Origin of the sequence: Nitrospira sp. T9 (assembly GCF_052156535.1) — a bacterium.
Classification (GTDB): Bacteria; Nitrospirota; Nitrospiria; order Nitrospirales; family UBA8639; genus Nitrospira_E.
In genome coordinates, this window is sequence record NZ_JBQKUP010000038.1 from 121,471 (window position 1) to 139,715 (window position 18,245).

Sequence of the window (18,245 nt, forward strand, 5' to 3'; positions counted from 1 at the left end):
AAATTCCATTGTGCCACGGTTGGATTTTTTCAGCACCCAAATTCTCATTTCTCGCGCATTCCTCATCAGTATTGAACAAACCAGGTCGAATAAACATACCGCCACACCACCCTGTGGTTATGAATATTGAAAGCGGGAGGATGAAATTCATCTCCCATGACTAAATGAGGATTTCAACGTCAGGGGTAAATATTGCCGTTTCACGGGTTTTCACCAGTTAGCGGTTACCTGATTTCCCTTCATAATTTTTCCATAGTGTGAAGTGGTTTTTACATTCTATTTTTTTGGAATGATCGCATTTCCAAAATAAGGAGGTCGAATCATGAAGTTGTTACACACAGTGTTTGGAGTCCTAATGGTCATCGTGCAATTGATCGATTTTTTTGTTTTTTTCCGTCCATTAGTCATGGCGATCTAAATGTTAAGCCTTCGCTTCCCTATCGCTTGGCTATGTAAAAAAGGCGAAGGAGAATTTGCCAAAAGACCATATGAATTCCAAACGAAGGAGACGAGGTTGGACATCCCCAGCTTCGTCTCTTTTTCCACTAGACGGGGAAATGGGTATTCCGATTCTGATTCAAGGTACATAGACATGGGTCCTTTTAAACCCACAACCGCTTTATCCTTCATCTTCGTTTCACTTACGAATATGGGGAATTCTGGATTTTTGGCCTGGAGGTCTGGGTCCTCTTCACCCGTACATATCCTGAAACGACATCGGGAATTTGTCCGTCACCAAGCTCATCAAGGTTAGTTAGGATAGAAAGCAGTGGGTAGCAAGCAGCAATTCGTCATTCATTCTTGTTCAAATCAACAAATGGGTTTTTGTCTTCGTCTTTTCTGTTTCATTAAGGGAAAGACGAAGAAAACTCATTCCACTTTTTTATTTGTAGAAGGTTAAATCATGATTAAACTCGCATCAAATTTTACTATCCTGACTTTCGGTTTGGTATTTTCCGCAGGCATGTTGTTACTGCCCGTAACCGGACAAGCCGGCCAGGGCATGGGATCCACAACCGGGTCTTCAGACTCCGTCCCTGAGGTGCAGTCTCAATTTGAGTCAGGGGCTGACATACAATGGAGCGACCAATTGCAACGTGAACGGGATCAGGCACTCCAGGCCGGCAAGGGCTCTGACGATTCCGATTCCGGCATGAAATCCATCCAAGGACAAACGAGTAGTGGCCGGATGGGCAGTGGAGCAGAAAACCAAGAGAATGCCCGTTTGATTCAGGATCGAGACCAATTTTTGAAAGAGCGAGATGCCCTACAAAAGGAAACGTCCGATCTCCGGCAAGAACGTGATCGAGCCATGAGTTCAATTTCAGGTGGTTCGGCTTTGGATGCTGTTGACCGGAGCATGTCTGTGACTCCAGGGCATTAAGAAATTCAGTTCCTGGATTTGAAAGCTTATACCCGTCGCGGGTTGTCGGGCTTCGCTTAATCTCTATGAGGGCCCGGCAACCGGTACATGAAAACCGTTGCTACTCGAAAGGGGGACCTATGTCACTGTTCATAAATCCGCCCCAGGCTGGAAAACCACCGTGCTTCTTGGGTCGTGTGTGGTTCTTTTTGTGGGGATAACGGCTGCCTCAGGAGGGGAAAAAGCCTCTATAGATACATCTGCACCCCAGTCCACAATGCAACAAGAAAAAATGGATGGTGATCAGCACCATCAGTTTACATTACTTCCCGGCCATCGGGTTATTAGCGGAGTGGTGGAAAGCGTGAGGGCCGATCAGGCGAAGGTCAATTCCGGTGATACGGGAGAAATCAGCCCCCGCTATCTGTCACTGGAAAGGGCAAAAGAGAAGGGATTTACTCTGAAACAGGGTGATAAGGTCACCATCATGGTGAATGACAAAAATCACGTCGTGGATTACCATCTCACCAGCGGCGAAGGCCACAGTCATCATCAGATAATCAAAGGGAAACTTGCGCAACCGCTCAAGGTCGGGCAGGACCAAGCTATCATTAAAACCAAAGAGGGAAAAGAACAATCCTTTGCCGTCCGTCCACTTGCAAGGAGTGAAGTCGCGGCCATTCCCTTTGACACCGAGGGGCTGTTTCTCATCGATGAAACCAATAAAATTGCGAGTGCCACATTAACCAAGGATGTGATGTCCGAGGACGATTGGGCTCGTTCCACTGCATACAATGTTTATCGTCATATTAAGGGAGTCGTCCAGGAGAAGCCGGAAAAGAAATCTTTGACGATTCAAACCAAAAATGAGGAATCCCTGACATTACCGGTCTGGGATTATTTACAGAATGAGTTGACGGAACTTTCCAAAGGCATGGCGGTGACCATCTTGGTAGATCAGAATGATAAAGTCGCTGATATTGCCTATGTTCCTACGAGTGAGAAATAGTCTCATAGAAATAGAAAGTGAGTGTGGGCCTTGCCATGGAGGGGCCAATTGGAGGCTCGCTCACCAGAGCCAAGTTCTCTGAGTGGAATGGTCGCGACGGGACAGGACCACCTGTATGCCCTCCAGATCGAACTCGATTCACAGACGCCGATACCCTCGTGGGAGGGCGGCGACTCAGACTCGATAAAAAGGTGGAATCCAAGGGATGAAAGGTCTTGACGACGAAGTTTCAGAAAGCCGGATGATCCCACGAGGCTTTCCACATCATGGAAAACCACACTCCGATCTGGGATTCACCTATTCACTCTCGTTAGCGGAGCCTCCCCTTCCTTGTCCCCATCGCGACTGTCAAGCTACCTCTGTGGCTTTCAATTTAACACATGAGGGAATGAGACATTGTCACAGCGGAAGATGGCTCGTGAACTGACACGTCATTTGACTTGGATATTGTTCATCACGGAATCCACTCCGGGTACATTGCTTGCGGCCTTTTCCGCCGCCTGCCGTTGTGGGTCTTTTTCAACGAATCCTCCCAAGGTCACCACACCATTTCGGACTGTGATGTTAATGGGAGCGGCGTCCAACCCTTCCTGCATAAGAGCGACTTTTACCTTGCCGGCGATATATTCGTTCCTATCCGACACCTCTGCATCATGGCCAAGCGGAGAGCCACACCCGAACGACGCGAATACAAAGGTCATTATGAGCAAAGCGGGAATAGGGTGCCACCCATATGAAACGGAATAGGAAGAGAAATGGTTCACAGGAATCCTTGAAAAGATCGTTTTCAATGAGAATATAAAAACATAGCAGATACAGTATGACGGATGGCAATCCTAAGAACACATTCTTTTCATTGCCCAACATTCCCTAAATGAAACCATGTGATATGTCATGAGGATACAAGAGAGACAGCACGGGTGGGGAGGCAGACTTGTTATCTCCATTGTCATTGTGGCCTGCGTGATTGCCATACCTGTTGCAGGAGGAATCATGGCGCTGAACTCTCAATGGTTTCTTCATTTTGCTGAATCCAAGTTGACGGAATCTCTGGGTCAACAGGTGAATATTGGCGCATTGGAGGTAGACGTAGGCCGTATCGCCCGGTTACGAGTCGAAAAGTTATGGGTCGCGAATCCGTCCTGGGCGGCAGATCCTTATCTTGCGTCCGTGGATGTTTTGGAGGCGGGGATCGACCTCATGAAGCTTCTGAGAGGTGATCTGCTCATCACCGACCTGCAAGCGACCGCACCGGTCGTTCATCTGGAGTTGTCCGGTCAAGGCAAGGGCAATTGGGCTCAGACGAATGAAGGGGATTCTTCTCCGGATAATCACCAAACCGGCCGGCAGCAGGACAATGCGACGTTTGATCTCCCTCGGGTTAAATCCATGACAGTCAAAGGGGGAAGAATGACGTATCTTGATCCCCGTAAGGATATCTTTCTTGCGCTGTCGTTCTATGCCGGGAGTAAAGGAGGCGGCAGGGTTCCAATCGGTCTGATGGCCAATGGGGGTGGACACCTCGCCGGAGAACCGGTCACGGTTGAATTGTCTGCAAAGCCTGCATCACAGGCGACAGTTACACGCGACAATCCTATTCAGTTGGCGTTACTCATCAATGCCGTTCAGACGAGATTGCAGGTTGAAGGAAAAATTGATGCACTGCTCTCTCCTGAGAGGGCAGAGCTGAAAATCCGGGTGGGAGGCAAAGACCTCTTCCGATGGAATGACATAATCGATACCGCCCTCCCCGAATTTCCCACATATCAATTGGCCGGACATGTGATGTTGGCTGATCAAGTATGGACAGTGAATGACCTGAAAGCCATGGTCAGGGATAGCGATGTGACAGGGACACTGAAAATTATTCCCGAGGCCAATCCTGTCCGGATTGAAGGACATCTCTCTTCCACACGGCTGGATGTGGCACAACTGCAGGAATATGTCCCGCAACAATCAAACCCGGAACCATTGGCAGTGAAAGTCGGGAACATCTTGAATAGCATCCACCAGGGCGCCTGGCAAACCAGTCTGACATATCGAGCCGATCTGATTGAAACAGGCACGGTGCCGGTACACAATGCCGATATCGCCATGAGGTTGGAAGAGCAGAGGCTCATCATAGAACCCCTATCGGCGGAAGTGGCCGGCATTCAGCTTACTGCCGAGACGCAGATATCCGTAGAAGGAAATCTGGCGAAAGGTCGAGTCCACCTTCAAGCTGAAAACAAAGAAGCTCCAAACATGACCAAGATCGCCAATGCATCAACATCTCCAACGAACGCGACGCAAGGACTTCCCGGCAATCTTGAGATGAACCTTGCTATGAACATACAGACGGTACCTCCATCAGATCAAAAAAAAGGCTTCCCTGTGGAATCCAATTCCCATGAACCAATCCATTCCGTTGAGCTGAGTACACTGGACATCGAAAATTTCGATATGCGCTATACCAATCCTTCCACGAACACCCATATCCGGACGCACCTGGATGAAAACATATCGGATGGCCTGGTCCTCAAAGGCAAGGGAATTTTACGCGACGAACCGTTTACCCTGACAGTGTCGGGTCCTACCATCGAAACTGCACTGGAGCCTTCTCCCGATCCTGCCACAGGAACACCTCTCTCTGCGGAACTACAACTACTCGACACGACGGCTTCGCTTTCTGCCATGGTTGAGCCCGCCTGGCCGCCCATGTGGATGAATCTCTCGGCTGCCTTTCACAGCGATGCCCCGTCCGCATTCGCGTCTCTGTTTGACATGAAAATCCCGTCATTGGGACCGGTCGAAATAAAAGGAAATCTGTCTAAGAGGTCCCAGACCTGGAAACTGGAGAACGTGTCGGGCGTGATAGGACATAGCGATTTTGCCGCAAAGGCCACCGTTGACACGAGTGAAACGACCCGTTTTACGGCAACGGTGCATTCTGAAACATTGGATCTGGTTTCGCTGGTTCCCACGTCCGGCAAAGGAGAATCTTCGACACCACAACCCGGAACTCATGAAACGGCAGGTATCCAGGCCCCCGACTGGCTGACGCATCTGGAAGGCATCCTCGAGATTTCCGTCGGGAACCTGGTGGTCCCGAACGTCACGTTAGAGGATGTTTCCATGGTGACAAAAATCGAGGATGGCCTGGTTCACATCTCCCCGCTGACAGTGGAAATTGGTGAAGGCTCGATAATGACATCGGCACTACTGGATTTGCGCGATCCATCGCTGCCCTCCCGTCTTCAGACCGATATCGAACGGGTGGATCTGGATAAGGCCATGCAATCGCTGGGGAAAGAATCCGGTAGCCTGGGAACGGTGAGCGGCCGTCTCGCCTTGAGTCTTCCTTCTGCAGAGCCCAACGTGAACAATCCGCTTGAGGTCGAGGCCCTGCTTGATCGCTTGCGCATCGATGAAGTGCGGATCCGCTATGATGATCCCGACTTACAGGCCAAATCGGATTTACAGGTCCGGGCGGAAAGCGTTGCCTCCGGCATTCAGGTGAACGGAACCGTGGAATATCATGAACATCCTGTTGATGTGCGCCTGTCCACGGGTTCCATTCAGAAAGTCTGGAGTGACTATCAGTCGATGCCGGTGGAAGCGATCGTTTCCGTAAACGACACCACCATCCGACTGGACGCCACGATAGGAAATGTGTTCCCTCTCTCAGCCTTTAAGGGACGAGTGTGGGTAGAAGGACCCGATCCGGCTCGTTTAGGCGAGGCCCTAGGTATTCCCTTGCCGCATCTTCCCCCTTATAAGCTGGAAGCTCTGGTACACCGGAAACAAGGGCCGGAGGATCAACAGACGGTCTCTCTTCAAAACCTGAGCGGCGCCGTGGGAGACAGCGATGTGACCGGCATCCTGCATGTGATGACGGGCGGGGAACGTCCCATGATCTCGGCTCGTCTGCACTCACGCAACCTGGATTTCGATGATCTGGCCGGTCTGATCGGTGCCCCGCCGGATCCCGAGGAAACTGCTTCGGAGGCACAGGAAGCCCGTGCCGAAAAAACCGAAGATCGTCAAACGGTGTTGCCGGTTAAGCCCATGGATTTCACCCAGCTCAGAAAATTGGATGCAGAAGTGGAATATACCGCGACCGACGTGCTGGCACCGGACCTTCCTCTCAATGATTTTGCCCTGAATGTGACGCTTGAAGACGGACATCTACAGATGGATAGATTGGATTTCGGCGTGGCCACCGGAACGGTGTCCATGCAACTTGAGATGAATGCCCGCAAAGATCCCATCCAGGCGAAACTGCATACGGATGTTGATCATGTGAACCTCAGCCGATTGCTTGCACGCTTCGACGTGGCTGATGATTCGTTTGGTGACATCGGCGGGCGGGCGAAATTGTGGATGCAGGGACAGTCGTTGGCGGATTGGTTCGGGTCCGCGGACGGTGGTCTTTTTTTAACCATGACCGGAGGGAACATCGATGCTCTGCTCGTAGAGTTGGCCGGATTGGACTTCACTGAATCAGCGGCGATATTCCTGAGCACAGATACGCGTGTCAAGATAGAATGTGGGTATACGGACTTGCAGGCCCGCAGTGGTATCATGACCATCCACCCCTTCTTACTGGATACCAAAGACACCAAGTTCAAAGGTTACGGGTCGATCGATCTTCGTCAAGAAAAATTGGACCTGACCGTAGAGCCCTACCCCCAGGATTTTACCATTCTGAGTTCACGCGGGCCCTTGCACGTCACGGGCACATTTTCCGATCCTGAATTTTCTGTCGAACCCACTTTTCCCTCTCCTGAGTTTGGTATGGCTGATGATAGCGCCCGCTGTACGGGTATGGTGGACGCGCTTCGGAACGCCCGAAAGGAGCAACTGGCAAACAACAAGTGATTCCTTCCGTTTTATTCACCAGCTGCCATACGTGCCAGTAAAGAGGGAAATCCAAACATACCTCATACACCTCAGTGTCAGGTGATGAAGAATAAAGACTTCAGGGAAATTAACAGGTTTCTACGCAATCTTTCCGTGTTACGGTGATAAGTAAATAGTGCAGCCGCCACTTCTGAGCCATCGAAAGGATTATCATGTCAATCACCAGAAATGATCTAGAGGATCTTCTTGAACAGAAAGACAATCCATGCGTGTCCTTATACATGCCGACCCATCCCGCAGGACAGGAAATCCGACAGGACCCGATACGCTTGAAAAACCTTCTCAAAGAGACGGAACAGCAATTGACGGAACAGGGCATCAGGAGTGCAGACGCTCGAACCTGGCTGGACCCTCTCTCGAAACTCCTGGAGGATGAACAATTCTGGCGGCATCAGGATCAGGGGCTGGCCATGTACGTCGCGAAGGATTGGCATCGGGTATTTCGTCTGCCTCTCAGTCTTCCCGAACTCACAATGGTGGAATCCTGGTTTTATCTGAAGCCTATCCTGCCCGTGTTTATGTATGGAGGAACGTTTTATCTTCTCGCGCTCAGTCAGAACCATATCCGGTTCTTTCAGGGTTCACAGGATGGTCTGCAGGAATTGCGCATACCAGATATTCCCCTCAGTATGGAGGAAGCCAATCAAACCGCAGGCGGGGAGCAATCATTGCAATGGCATACCAAAGCTCCCAATGCAGGCGACCAGCGGGCCGCCATGTTTCATGGACAAGGCGGTGGGGACGACGAAGCCAAATCCCGGATTACCCAATTTTTCCAACAGGTGGCAAAAGGTCTTCACGAGTTCCTGCACGAAGCGCAGGCACCGTTATATCTTACCGGTGTGGAATATTTGATTCCGATTTACAAAGACATCAATACCTACCCTCATATCAAAGAAGAAGGGATCGCGGGTAATGCTGATGAAAAAAGTCTTCACGAATTGCACCGGCAGATCTGGCCAGTCGTGAAAGGGGATGCCGATCGCGGGTTAGAAAAGGCCAAGGCCGACTGTAAAGAGCTCTTGGGCATGTCCAAAGCTTCCAATGATCTGAAGACCGTGGTTCTGGCAGCCCATGAGGGAAAAATCGATACGTTGTTCGTCGCCCGGGAAAGGCAACAATGGGGACGTATCGACGTTACGCAGAACCGGGTGGAAGTGGAACCGACAAAGTCCTCAAAATCATTGGAAATTTTAGATTTTGCGGTGGTGCAGACGTTACTGAACAAAGGCACGGTTTATGCCATCCCCCAGGAAGAGATGCCAGACGGTACCTCCTTGGCAGCTCTTTTTCGTTATTAATAAACCCCTCCGTTAGATATTCTTCAGTACACATTCTTCCAGTCGCGCCGCATTTTTTAAGACACACAGGCGAAACCACCGTCAAGAACAACCGTAGATCTCCTGGTTTAGTCAAAGCACGCTGTTATCTGAGGCGACAAGGGTTTTCTGCAGTGTTCGCTTTTTCAGGCGTGTGATAGAAAGGAGTTCATAAAAGGAGTAGGCGTGTCGTTTGAGAGATTGAGATTTGTACCCATTCAAACCTTTCACACAAACAAACCAAACCTTTCACAATTTTCTGGAGGGAAAGATTATGAACCTCACGTATTCACACACAACTGTAGCGATGGTTGCGGCACTCTGCATGGCCTCGCCGTGGTTGAGCGATGCCTATGGCGGATCAAAAACCATGCGGGAAAAATTGAAATCCACAATCGGAGGTTCCGAATATGTGGTAACCGGGGAGATCATCAACGTTGAAGGCAACAACTACACATTAAAAACTTCTGGCGGAGAAACCTTTCAATTGGAGACCACGAACGACACCAATATGTTCTGTAAGTCCAATTCGAATTCATCGCAGACACGCCGGACTTCCGCATCAGGACAGGGACAGCAGGCTCAGTCCCAGCAATCAGAATTCAATATCAGCGTGAGCGAGAAACAGGCTCAAAGCCAGCAATCACAGGAAAGGCAACAGTCCGTAGGGTTCCGGATTGGCGATTGTCCATTTGAAAAAGGCGACACGGTCAAAGCTGAGCTGACGGATGTAGGAACGGTGACGTTTATCCGGTCAATTGACGATCAGGACATTCGAACGGCCATGTCCGAACAAAATTTCAATATGGATGAATCCATGGGATCCGGCCGATCCACCAGGGAAATGGGTCTCCCGCAGGAATATATCTTTCTGCCTGCCGGAGCATTGGGCAGCATGCATGTGACCAAAGAAACGGAACAATATCAAGTGACGACATCGGATGGAGAACAGGTCGGACAGGTGTATAAGGTAATGCTCAACAATCACGGTGATCCGGCCTATGTCATTGTTCGCATGAAAGAGGACCAGCAATTGAAACCCGTTCCCTGGCAGGCACTCCAGATTTCCCCGGAAACCCAATCCGTCACCATCGTGCTTTCCCGTGCTCAGATGGATCAATTACCCGGATACAGTTCCGATGATATGTCCGTCCGCAGCATCCGCAGCTATTGGGAATTGGCGAGAGAGGAAAAAGATCGCCGGGCGACCAGGCAATCGGCTGGCTTACCGCATGAACGGGAACAGAGGTACCGGGATCAAGACAGTAGATACGACGATCCCTATGAGTACCGCGGAAGCCGGCAGTTCAGAGAGGAAGGCCACAGACAGGACCGCAGATACTCATCGAATGATCGGGATCGATTTCGCCAGGATCGTTTTGCGGACCGCGGTCAATCGCAGGATGACTGGTATGCTCACGATCGTTTCGGGGAAAGACGCTACAGAAACGACCGCCAAGAATTCGATGACTATGGGAGAAATGGTGAAAGAAATCAACGTGGATCGTTTTACTCCCAAGGCCGTTACGATTCGAGAGATCAATATTTTGACGACGGGAGGAGTGGTCGATAGACAGCGTCGTCTGTCCGCTTATTTCCCGCGAGAATATGTAGACGACTTCTGGAGGAATAGTGACAGGGCAGGAAGACGGTATTCATAGTCCATCCACGAAGATGGATACGCGCATATTTTTTCCGGTTGGAACCTCTTCTAGAGGGGCGGAATTATCACATTCCGCCCCCCATAGCCGATCAACTCCTATTTGAAACTTTTTCACCATCTTTAATGGGCTGTTGAAAAAAGCCGCCAGCGGCGTTCTCGCCATTTTTCCGTGCTCACGTACTGGAAGTACGCTCTGCGCGCAAAAGTGACTGCGGCCTTGTTGGACGAACTTTTTTGAACCGCCCCGAGGGCTCTAATATGCAATGTGCCTGTGGGTCAATAGGCCCTTGGAAATTATTATTTTTCAACACTCCCTTAATTGAAGAAGGTGACTTCTCCTTTAAACTCTCGCCCACCTTTTCAAAGTCAGGGTTGATCACCTTTACATACCTACGTCCTCTCCAAAACAATGGGAGAAGTCCGATAACCGCAGGTTGGAGACTTCCTGTTTTTTTTTCTGTCAGGGGTTAGGCCTGGACTGAGGACCTATCCCGCTTTAAACACCGCCTTTTCTTGTGATTTTCCTTGCTTCGGGATCGGGACCAGTGACGCATTGATCGGTTGATCCCGTCGCGGTTGGAGTCCATGAGCAGTCAGAGAGACGTCCAATCGTTTGAATAGGGCTTGACCACGCACGCTACAACGATTCCTCCTTCGAGCGAGGCGCAGCATCACAGGCTTGATGCCGTCTGTCAGGAGTTTTTAGAAATACAGCCGATGGCCCACAATTGAGCGTCGAGAATGATCCAGCCTGATACCCTGGTGTGGGTGCCCTCGATATTTCGCGAAAATTAAGGGTTGTTGACAGTTCACGACTCCCTCCCTGTTGTGTACAAGTAATCAGCACGGCTGCAGATGCGTGCTGAAATTTATCATTCGAAAAAATACATTATTCAATGGAAGGAGACCGGAATGGCAAATGACATGAAGGAAAAAGCGAAAGAAGTCGGCAAACAAGTGCAGGAAAAAGCCGGTCAGGTCGGAGAGCAGGTTCGTGAACAGACCTCTCAACTGGCGAATCAGGCACAAGGCAAAGTAAAAACCACACTCGAAAGCCAGAAACAAAAGGGTGTCGGGGAACTCAGCGGGCTGGCGGAAGCTGTGCGCCAGACCGGTCACACCCTGCGGGAGCAACAGAAAGAAGGTGTCGCCCATTATGCCGAGCGGGCGGCGGAACAAATGGACCGGATGGCCCAATATTTTGAATCCCGTGATGTCGGAGAACTGCTGAACGAAGCGGAAATGTTCGCCCGTCGTCATCCCGAAGCGTTTTTAGGGGGGGCGTTTATGATGGGCCTCGTGGCCGGAAGATTTTTAAAGAGTTCCAGAGATCGAAGGATAGACGAATCCTCTTCCTATGGACGGCAGGAATCGTTCCGGAGGGAAGAACCCATGGCGACACCTACACCTGCCGCGCCAACCATGTAACGGGAAATCCTATTATTCATATTGAGGAGAACAGAGAAGGAGGCGGTTATGAGTTTATACCAGGAAGAACGACCACTTAGTGATCTCTTCCGTGACCTGATGAATGAGACAAAAATCCTTATTCAACAGGAAATCCGGCTTTTGAAGCTTGAAATGTCTCAAAAAGCCACACAGGCAGCCAAGGATGTGGCCTTTATAGCGGTAGGCGGAGCGTTGGCCTATGCCGGATTGCTGGTTCTTTTAGCAGCGGCCACGCTTGCTCTGGCGTTAGTCATACCCGGCTGGGCATCAGCCCTGATCGTCGGTCTGGCGGTTGCGGGAATTGGCTATGCGTTGATTCAAAAAGGTATCAGCGATTTGAAAACCATGAATCCCGCCCCGCAAAAAACCATTGACAGTATAAAGGAGACCAAACAGTGGACGACCAACGCACTCAATTAAAAACGTTAGAATCGCAAAAGATTGAAGATCCTGCCCGGCTTCGCGAACAAATCCGAGAAACCAGAGCGGAATTGGATGAAACGGTTCATACACTTCAACAACGTCTGTCTCCGGATACCATTAAAGAACAGATCAAAACCGCAGCCATGGATAAAGTCGAAACAGCAAAGGAACATGCCCGGACGAAGGTGAATCAATGGCAATCCCTCCTGGTAGAACGGGTCCTGAACAATCCCCTACCTACCGCCCTCATTGGCGTGGGTCTTATATGGATGATGAAACAAGCCGCCAATTCCTCATCGGAAAGACACAGGTATGGAAGAGACCGCTATGGTGATGACTTTTCCTTGGATCCCTATGAAGAATGGCCGATCTATGCTCCCGAAGTGGATGCCGGACGAATTTCCCGTCACCCATCCCGCCGGGGAAGATCTCTGGACGACATGAAGGACAGAGCAAAGGCCTCGGGGCAACAGGCACGGGAACAGATTTCAGAATGGACAGACCAGGCGAAAGAATCATTTGAAGACTGGAAAGAAAAGGCATCACACCGGTCTGATGAAATTCGTGAGCGCACACGCGAGCGGGGCGAACGCATGAAGGATGAAGTGTCCCGGTATATACAGGAGAGCCCTCTGGCGATCGGGGCCATGGCATTTACCATTGGAACGGCTATCGGCCTTTCCCTGCCCCGGTCTGAAAAGGAAGATCAATGGATGGGTGAAACACGCGACCGGTTGCTGGAGGAAGCCAAGGCAACCGCCAAAGAGATCATGCCCATGGCCAAAGAAGCTGCTAGTGAGGCGCAGCGTGCAGCTGGTGAGGCAATGAAAGAACAGGTCGGCCTGAGATAAAGAGCGAAAACCGCATCAACGTTTGCATGAGCCGGTTCGCCCAACTTTCAGTACAGATATGTGAATGACTGACTGAGATATTCAGTTCGGGTCCCTTCACATCAATGAAATGTATTATCCGGACAAAATTTCACCATAAGGAGGATGTAATATGTCCTGTGACACAGCTGAACAGAAGTCCGGCACCAGAGGCCGGAATGCTACTCAGCCCAGTCAAATCCCCAATACGGGGTGGTGGGACATCCTCCTGCGCGTGAAGGATCAGATCTCACAGGATAACGTGTCGATTGTCGCCGCGGGAGTGGCGTTTTATGCGGTCCTCGCGCTTTTTCCGGCTCTGGCCGCCATTGTCTCGCTGTATGGATTGTTTACCGAGGTCTCTGATGTCCAGCAACAGATTACCTCTCTCAGTTCCTTTCTCCCGCAAGACGCCCAAACCTTGATCGAAGAGCAGCTGACCAGCATTTCCACCAGCGGCCAATCAGCTTTAAGTTTTGGAGCGATTGGGGGATTGCTCTTTGCCATTTGGAGCGCCTCTAAGGGCATGGCTGCAATGATCACGTCCTTAAACATTGCCTACAACGAAGAAGAAGAACGGAGTTTCATCAAAGTTACCGCGCTGGCGATAGGATTGACGATTGGAGGTCTTATCTTTGTCATCCTGACTCTCTTTCTCATTACCCTGCTCCCGGCGGTTCTGGGAATGGTGGGATTCGGCCAGAAAATGCAAACGGTCCTTTCTCTCAGTCGTTGGCCCCTCTTGGCCGTGATCGTCATGGGAGGATTGGCCATCCTGTACCGGTATGCGCCCTGCCGGAATTACCCGAGATGGCAATGGGTGTCTTGGGGGGCCGGAATCGCCACGCTGATGTGGATAATAGGGTCGTCGGCTTTTGCCATTTATGCGAATGATTACAGTAGTTACAACCAGACGTACGGCTCACTCGGCGCGGCAGTCATTCTGCTGATGTGGTTCTGGCTGACGGCATTCATCGTCATGGTCGGAGCCGAAATTAATTCTGAAATGGAACGACAGACGCGGGTGGACACGACGGCCGGTGAACCTGAACCCATGGGCCAACGCGAGGCCTACTCGGCAGACACACTGGGTCAGACAGCTGAAACACAACCTCATTCAACGCGTTCCTAGAAATGTCTTCGTTAATGAGGGTTTTTGACAGTTGTGTGTCCCCTCATTCCGTATTAACTTGAGGATTCACTTTTACTGCATATTTCTCACACACAAGGAGGAGTGTTATGAATGCTGTTTTGAAATTTGCCGCACCGACTTTTGCCTTGACCCTGGGTTTCGTCGGCACCCTTCACGCGGCCGGCGATCAGATGTCACAACAATCACAAGGAACCAGCCAGCAACAGAACCAGATGGCCAAGGTGAAAGGCACCGTAGATAGTATCGAAGGCGAGGTGTTCACCATCAAAAATGACAAAGGTGAGACAATCCGTCTTCATCTTGACGAAAAGGCTTTTCAAGGGAAACAACCCAAGGAAGGTGACAAAATACAAGCCAAAATCCCTCAAGGAGAAGAGACGTATGATGTCGTCTCCGTCAAAAAGGAGGGAGGCTCGCCTGCAGGTTCGGCACACCCTAGTGGAGCATCCATGCATGCGCAAACCTCTTCGAAGTCATCATCCTCACAGGGCGAAAAATTCACAAGAACCATCAAAGGGGAAATTTCCAAAGTCGATGGAAATGTATACTACGTCCGGGATACTTCCGGCAAAGAAATCCGTCTTCGACTGGATCAATCCGCGGAACATTCAGACGAATTGAAAAAGGGCGACAAAATTGAAGCGTTGGTGACACAGAAAAAAGAATTTCACGTCATCTCGGCTGAACTCTTACAATAAAAATAACCCGATCGGCGCGTCTCCCGGACGAAGACTTTCCCCCTAAAATCTTTGTTTGGCGGGGCGCGTCACGGTCTATCTATGACACCTTCCAGCCTGTCTCTTCAAGAAAAATTCGGCGTGTGCCAATGGTTACATTTTGAAGCCTATCAGGATGTCGAACAGGCCGTGGAGCTCATGCGCGAACTGAGGATCCGGCGCCTCCGGACGGGTATTTCCTGGGCTGATTATTTTCGTCCCAAAGGACGTCGATGATTTGACTGGCAGATGTCCGCCCTTTCCGAGTTCGACATCCTGCTCTCCGTCTGGCATATCCCGCCTTCAATTTCAGAAGGAAACAGTTTTGCCAGTCTTCCGCGCCGGTTACAGGATTACGCTGATTGCATCGACTGCATGATCCATGAATACGGGCACTTGTTTACGGATCTCGAACTCTTGAACGAACCGAACAATCGCCTGAAATGGAATTTCGTTGGATATGATCCGATGTGGAAGAAGTTCGGCGACATGATCAAAATGGCCGCCTATTGGGCCAAGCAGTTCCGGAAATAGATGAACCTCAATCACAGCGCTTGAAAGACGCGATGCATTCGCCGGCGGAACGCGTCTACTGGTATTCGCTCGTCGATTGGGATCCCGCACGGGAAGCCATCGAAGGGTTTCACGTGGATGAACACGAATATCACCTGGGCCTGGTCACGTATACCGGAAAGAAGAAACCGGCCTGGAATTATCTCAGACACTGTTTGCAGAAAGAACAGCTCGTGTAGGACGGGTCGCCTTCTTGTTCGCCCGCTGGAGAGCGAGGCTGTGGATCGGCCGATTTCGCCAGCCGGCTTGGCGGTCCCCCGCCCTTGCCATCATTACTCATTCGTCGCATCCGGAACCGCAGATGAACCGCGCGACGTACGGGAGTCGCTGGTGGAATCCGTCCTGTCCGTCGATTCAGACATGGTGTCGGCAGATTCGGATGCTTCACGTGAACCGGCAAGCGCCAGCGCATGTAAAGAAGCCGGTGCCGTCAGCAACACAAACACGATGGTCAACCCCGCCCGCGCCATCACCGGGCCATCTCCGATAAGCAGAGAAGCCAGCAACAGGGGTATCACGCCCATCACGCCGGCCATGCCGGCCGCATGCAGCCCCAGATGATACGCTTGTAACCGGACCATGCCGATCACGGCCAGCGTAAGCACCACCATCCCCAGCAGGATCAACCCTGCCGCTATCCAATCGAACAATGGGACGTTCATGTGGGTCCCCGATGGCGATAGTAGCCCGCCGCGCCAAGCGTCCCGATAAAACTCAACAGCGCCAGTGCCAGCGCCACATCCAGATAATAGGCGGCATGATGCTGAAGGGCATACAGGACGAGAAACGCAATCATGACCATGGAGAGAACATCCAGTGCCAGAATCCGGATCAGAAATGACCGGGAATACATGAGGAAACCCAGCAGCACCATCATGAGCAATGCCGCCCACATCAGCGCGACATCATAGACCATGTCCAACATCATCGCCTCGTCAGGGAAACACGTGTCGTTGGTAGCGTTGGTAAAAACGTTCAATCCGCCGGATGGGGGCATCGGAATCCGCGCCATCCAGGACTCTGAACACCATCACCTTCCGTTCAAGATCCGTCTCGACCAGATAGGTACAGGGCGTGAGCGTGTGGAGCATGCAGCCGACGGTTACCCCCAGGTCGCTCCACTTTCCGACAGGGACCTCGATGAACCCCGGCCGGTCGGCAGGTTTCCATCCGACCGTCAGAAGAGCCACACGCCAGGTATCCCTTAGAATCTCCCATAACACGGCTCCGGCCAGGAGAGGGGCATAACACACCCGGTACCATAACGGCGGCATTGTCTTATCCGATGCGGTATGAAGAAGATGCCGTGAGGCAAACCATAATCCTGAAGCCAGTGCCCCACCGATCACCCAGTCCCACGGTTTCATGCTGCTCAGGACCAGCACAAATAACCCTGTGAGCAATGGAATCGTCCACCATCCCGTCATGGCGCCGGCCCCTCAACCGAGTGGAGGAGCTGGGCGGCGGCATGCCCGCTCAACGTGATCAACAAGTCCGGAAAGACGCCCAATGCGAGGATCCATCCGCTCAAGACCGCCATGAGACAATTGACGGAAGCCGGGCCGGTGTACACCTGTTTTTCTTCAGTGAGAAACAGGCGCTGAAAAGTTTGAAACATATACACGAATGAGAGTGCGCTTCCCATCAACACCACAAACGGCAGCCAGACGTTATGCTGTTCCAGCGCAGCACGAAAAATCGCCAGCTTGGCCCAAAAGCCCGCGCTGGGAGGGACGCCCGCCACACTGATACCCCCCACGGCAAACGCCGTGAGGGCGAGTCCTCCGCGCAACCCCCTCCCGATAAACAGGGCCGCCTTATTCAGCGCATTGACCAGACTATAAAACACCGCCGCCGTGGTGCCCGCCGATCCTCCAATGCCGAGCGCCATCAGAATATACCCGACCTGGCTGATGGAGGAATACGCGAGGACTTCAACCGCCGGCTGCCGTCCCACAGCCAGCAATCCCCCATACACCATGCTGGCCGTCCCCATCGTCAGCACCACGGTCTGCCCCGACTCCAGCACCGGAGATAAGACCTGAGCTCCAAACCGCAGGAATCCGTAGCTGCCGATGTTGGCCACCGCCCCGGCGAGAATGGCGGCCACAGCCGGGCGGGCATCACGATAGACGGCAGGCAGCCAGTAATGAAAGGGGAACAATCCCAGCTTCAGACTAAAGGCGGCAAATAAGAGGGCCACGATGATCCACGGTTCATCCCGGCCGGCCAGCGCCGAGGCGATATCCTTCATATCCAGCGTCCCGGTGAGACGGTAGATCGCCGCCACACTCATCAGCAAAAAAGCCGAACCGAGCAGATTGACCATGGTAAAGATGGCGGCCGTTCTGATTTCGGCGCGCCGCTCCCCGTAACTGGCAAGCGCAAAAGCCGACACCATGGAAATTTCAAAAAAAACATAAAAGTTGAAGACATCACCCGTCAAAAACAACCCGCAAAGACCCGTGCCGAGAAACAGGACCAGCGAGGGAAATGTACGGGAGACGACCCCACGGCTGACTTCATACAACATTGCGGCCAGCAGCACCGCTGTGGACACGGTGGCAAACAACAATCCCAACAGGTCGCCGCGCAATCGGATGCCGATACCCGCCGGCCACCCTCCCGTGACCGTGTGCTGCACACCTGATCGGGCGACATCCATCAGCAGCCAGATCAGCATGCCCAGGATCAACACCTGACACCAGACGGCCATTCTTCCGATTCCCGGGCGGCGGCCGTCCAATAACGCCAGAAAAATGGCGACAGCCCAACCCGTAACCAACGTCACCGAGAGCAGCATATG

At 51.7% G+C, this 18,245-nt stretch carries 19 protein-coding genes; 13 read left to right on the plus strand and 6 right to left on the minus strand.

Going from position 1 to position 18,245, the window contains the following annotated elements:
- The first annotated feature begins 904 nt into the window (after positions 1–904).
- Complete coding sequence (locus ACTRXD_RS14405) at positions 905–1,384, plus strand: hypothetical protein (protein ID WP_442432490.1); 480 nt, start codon at positions 905–907, stop codon at positions 1,382–1,384.
- Between the two features lie 97 nt (positions 1,385–1,481).
- A complete protein-coding gene (locus ACTRXD_RS14410; protein ID WP_442432491.1) occupies positions 1,482–2,372 on the plus strand; it encodes a hypothetical protein in 891 nt (296 codons plus the stop codon).
- Between the two features lie 431 nt (positions 2,373–2,803).
- Here ACTRXD_RS14410 and ACTRXD_RS14415 read toward each other — a convergent pair whose 3' ends face one another.
- Positions 2,804–3,136, minus strand: a complete 333-nt coding sequence (locus ACTRXD_RS14415) for a BON domain-containing protein (RefSeq protein ID WP_442432492.1) — start codon at positions 3,134–3,136, stop codon at positions 2,804–2,806.
- 130 nt (positions 3,137–3,266) lie between these two features.
- On the opposite strand from ACTRXD_RS14415, the gene ACTRXD_RS14420 reads away from it, so the two are divergent.
- The 3 genes from ACTRXD_RS14420 (at position 3,267) to ACTRXD_RS14430 (ending at position 10,166) form a co-directional block, all read left to right on the plus strand.
- Entirely contained in the window at positions 3,267–7,232 is a 3,966-nt protein-coding gene (locus tag ACTRXD_RS14420; protein ID WP_442432493.1) for an AsmA family protein, read from the plus strand.
- 194 nt (positions 7,233–7,426) lie between these two features.
- Positions 7,427–8,575: a baeRF7 domain-containing protein gene (locus ACTRXD_RS14425; protein WP_442432494.1), complete on the plus strand. Its 1,149-nt coding sequence runs from the start codon at positions 7,427–7,429 to the stop codon at positions 8,573–8,575.
- A gap of 292 nt (positions 8,576–8,867) precedes the next feature.
- Positions 8,868–10,166, plus strand: a complete 1,299-nt coding sequence (locus tag ACTRXD_RS14430) for a PRC-barrel domain-containing protein (RefSeq protein WP_442432495.1) — start codon at positions 8,868–8,870, stop codon at positions 10,164–10,166.
- Between the two features lie 576 nt (positions 10,167–10,742).
- On the opposite strand, the gene ACTRXD_RS14435 is transcribed toward ACTRXD_RS14430, so the two are convergent.
- Positions 10,743–10,892 (minus strand): hypothetical protein, encoded by a 150-nt coding sequence (locus ACTRXD_RS14435; protein WP_442432496.1) that lies wholly within the window; start codon positions 10,890–10,892, stop codon positions 10,743–10,745.
- A 276-nt stretch (positions 10,893–11,168) separates the two neighbouring features.
- Between ACTRXD_RS14435 and ACTRXD_RS14440 the strand changes: the two genes are divergently transcribed.
- The 8 genes from ACTRXD_RS14440 (at position 11,169) to ACTRXD_RS14475 (ending at position 15,618) form a co-directional block, all read left to right on the plus strand.
- Entirely contained in the window at positions 11,169–11,684 is a 516-nt protein-coding gene (locus tag ACTRXD_RS14440) for a hypothetical protein (RefSeq protein WP_442432497.1), read from the plus strand.
- A gap of 48 nt (positions 11,685–11,732) precedes the next feature.
- A complete protein-coding gene (locus ACTRXD_RS14445; protein WP_442432498.1) occupies positions 11,733–12,125 on the plus strand; it encodes a phage holin family protein in 393 nt (130 codons plus the stop codon).
- The gene (locus tag ACTRXD_RS14450; RefSeq protein WP_442432499.1) at positions 12,101–12,979 is read left to right on the plus strand and encodes a DUF3618 domain-containing protein; all 879 of its coding nucleotides are present in this window, start codon (positions 12,101–12,103) and stop codon (positions 12,977–12,979) included. The genes ACTRXD_RS14445 and ACTRXD_RS14450 overlap by 25 nt, the downstream gene beginning before the upstream one ends.
- A 151-nt stretch (positions 12,980–13,130) precedes the next feature.
- Positions 13,131–14,129, plus strand: coding sequence for a YihY/virulence factor BrkB family protein (locus ACTRXD_RS14455; RefSeq protein ID WP_442432500.1), 999 nt, complete (start codon positions 13,131–13,133; stop codon positions 14,127–14,129).
- Between the two features lie 107 nt (positions 14,130–14,236).
- Positions 14,237–14,848, plus strand: a complete 612-nt coding sequence (locus tag ACTRXD_RS14460) for a hypothetical protein (RefSeq protein WP_442432501.1) — start codon at positions 14,237–14,239, stop codon at positions 14,846–14,848.
- 81 nt (positions 14,849–14,929) lie between these two features.
- Complete coding sequence (locus tag ACTRXD_RS14465) at positions 14,930–15,103, plus strand: hypothetical protein (protein ID WP_442432502.1); 174 nt, start codon at positions 14,930–14,932, stop codon at positions 15,101–15,103.
- 12 nt (positions 15,104–15,115) lie between these two features.
- A complete protein-coding gene (locus ACTRXD_RS14470) occupies positions 15,116–15,400 on the plus strand; it encodes a hypothetical protein (protein ID WP_442432503.1) in 285 nt (94 codons plus the stop codon).
- Between the two features lie 32 nt (positions 15,401–15,432).
- Complete coding sequence (locus tag ACTRXD_RS14475; protein ID WP_442432504.1) at positions 15,433–15,618, plus strand: hypothetical protein; 186 nt, start codon at positions 15,433–15,435, stop codon at positions 15,616–15,618.
- A gap of 93 nt (positions 15,619–15,711) precedes the next feature.
- Here ACTRXD_RS14475 and ACTRXD_RS14480 read toward each other — a convergent pair whose 3' ends face one another.
- From ACTRXD_RS14480 to ACTRXD_RS14495, 4 genes are read right to left on the minus strand one after another with little or no spacing between them, the layout of a single operon-like run.
- Positions 15,712–16,101, minus strand: coding sequence for a cation:proton antiporter (locus ACTRXD_RS14480; RefSeq protein ID WP_442432505.1), 390 nt, complete (start codon positions 16,099–16,101; stop codon positions 15,712–15,714).
- Positions 16,098–16,367: a monovalent cation/H+ antiporter complex subunit F gene (locus tag ACTRXD_RS14485; RefSeq protein ID WP_442432506.1), complete on the minus strand. Its 270-nt coding sequence runs from the start codon at positions 16,365–16,367 to the stop codon at positions 16,098–16,100. The genes ACTRXD_RS14480 and ACTRXD_RS14485 overlap by 4 nt, the downstream gene beginning before the upstream one ends.
- A 7-nt stretch (positions 16,368–16,374) precedes the next feature.
- Positions 16,375–16,866, minus strand: a complete 492-nt coding sequence (locus ACTRXD_RS14490; protein WP_442432507.1) for a Na+/H+ antiporter subunit E — start codon at positions 16,864–16,866, stop codon at positions 16,375–16,377.
- On the minus strand, positions 16,863–18,242 hold the full coding sequence (locus tag ACTRXD_RS14495) for a complex I subunit 5 family protein (protein WP_442432508.1): 1,380 nt from the start codon (positions 18,240–18,242) through the stop codon (positions 16,863–16,865). Before ACTRXD_RS14495 ends, ACTRXD_RS14490 begins: the two co-directional genes overlap by 4 nt.
- Between the last annotated feature and the right edge of the window lie 3 nt (positions 18,243–18,245).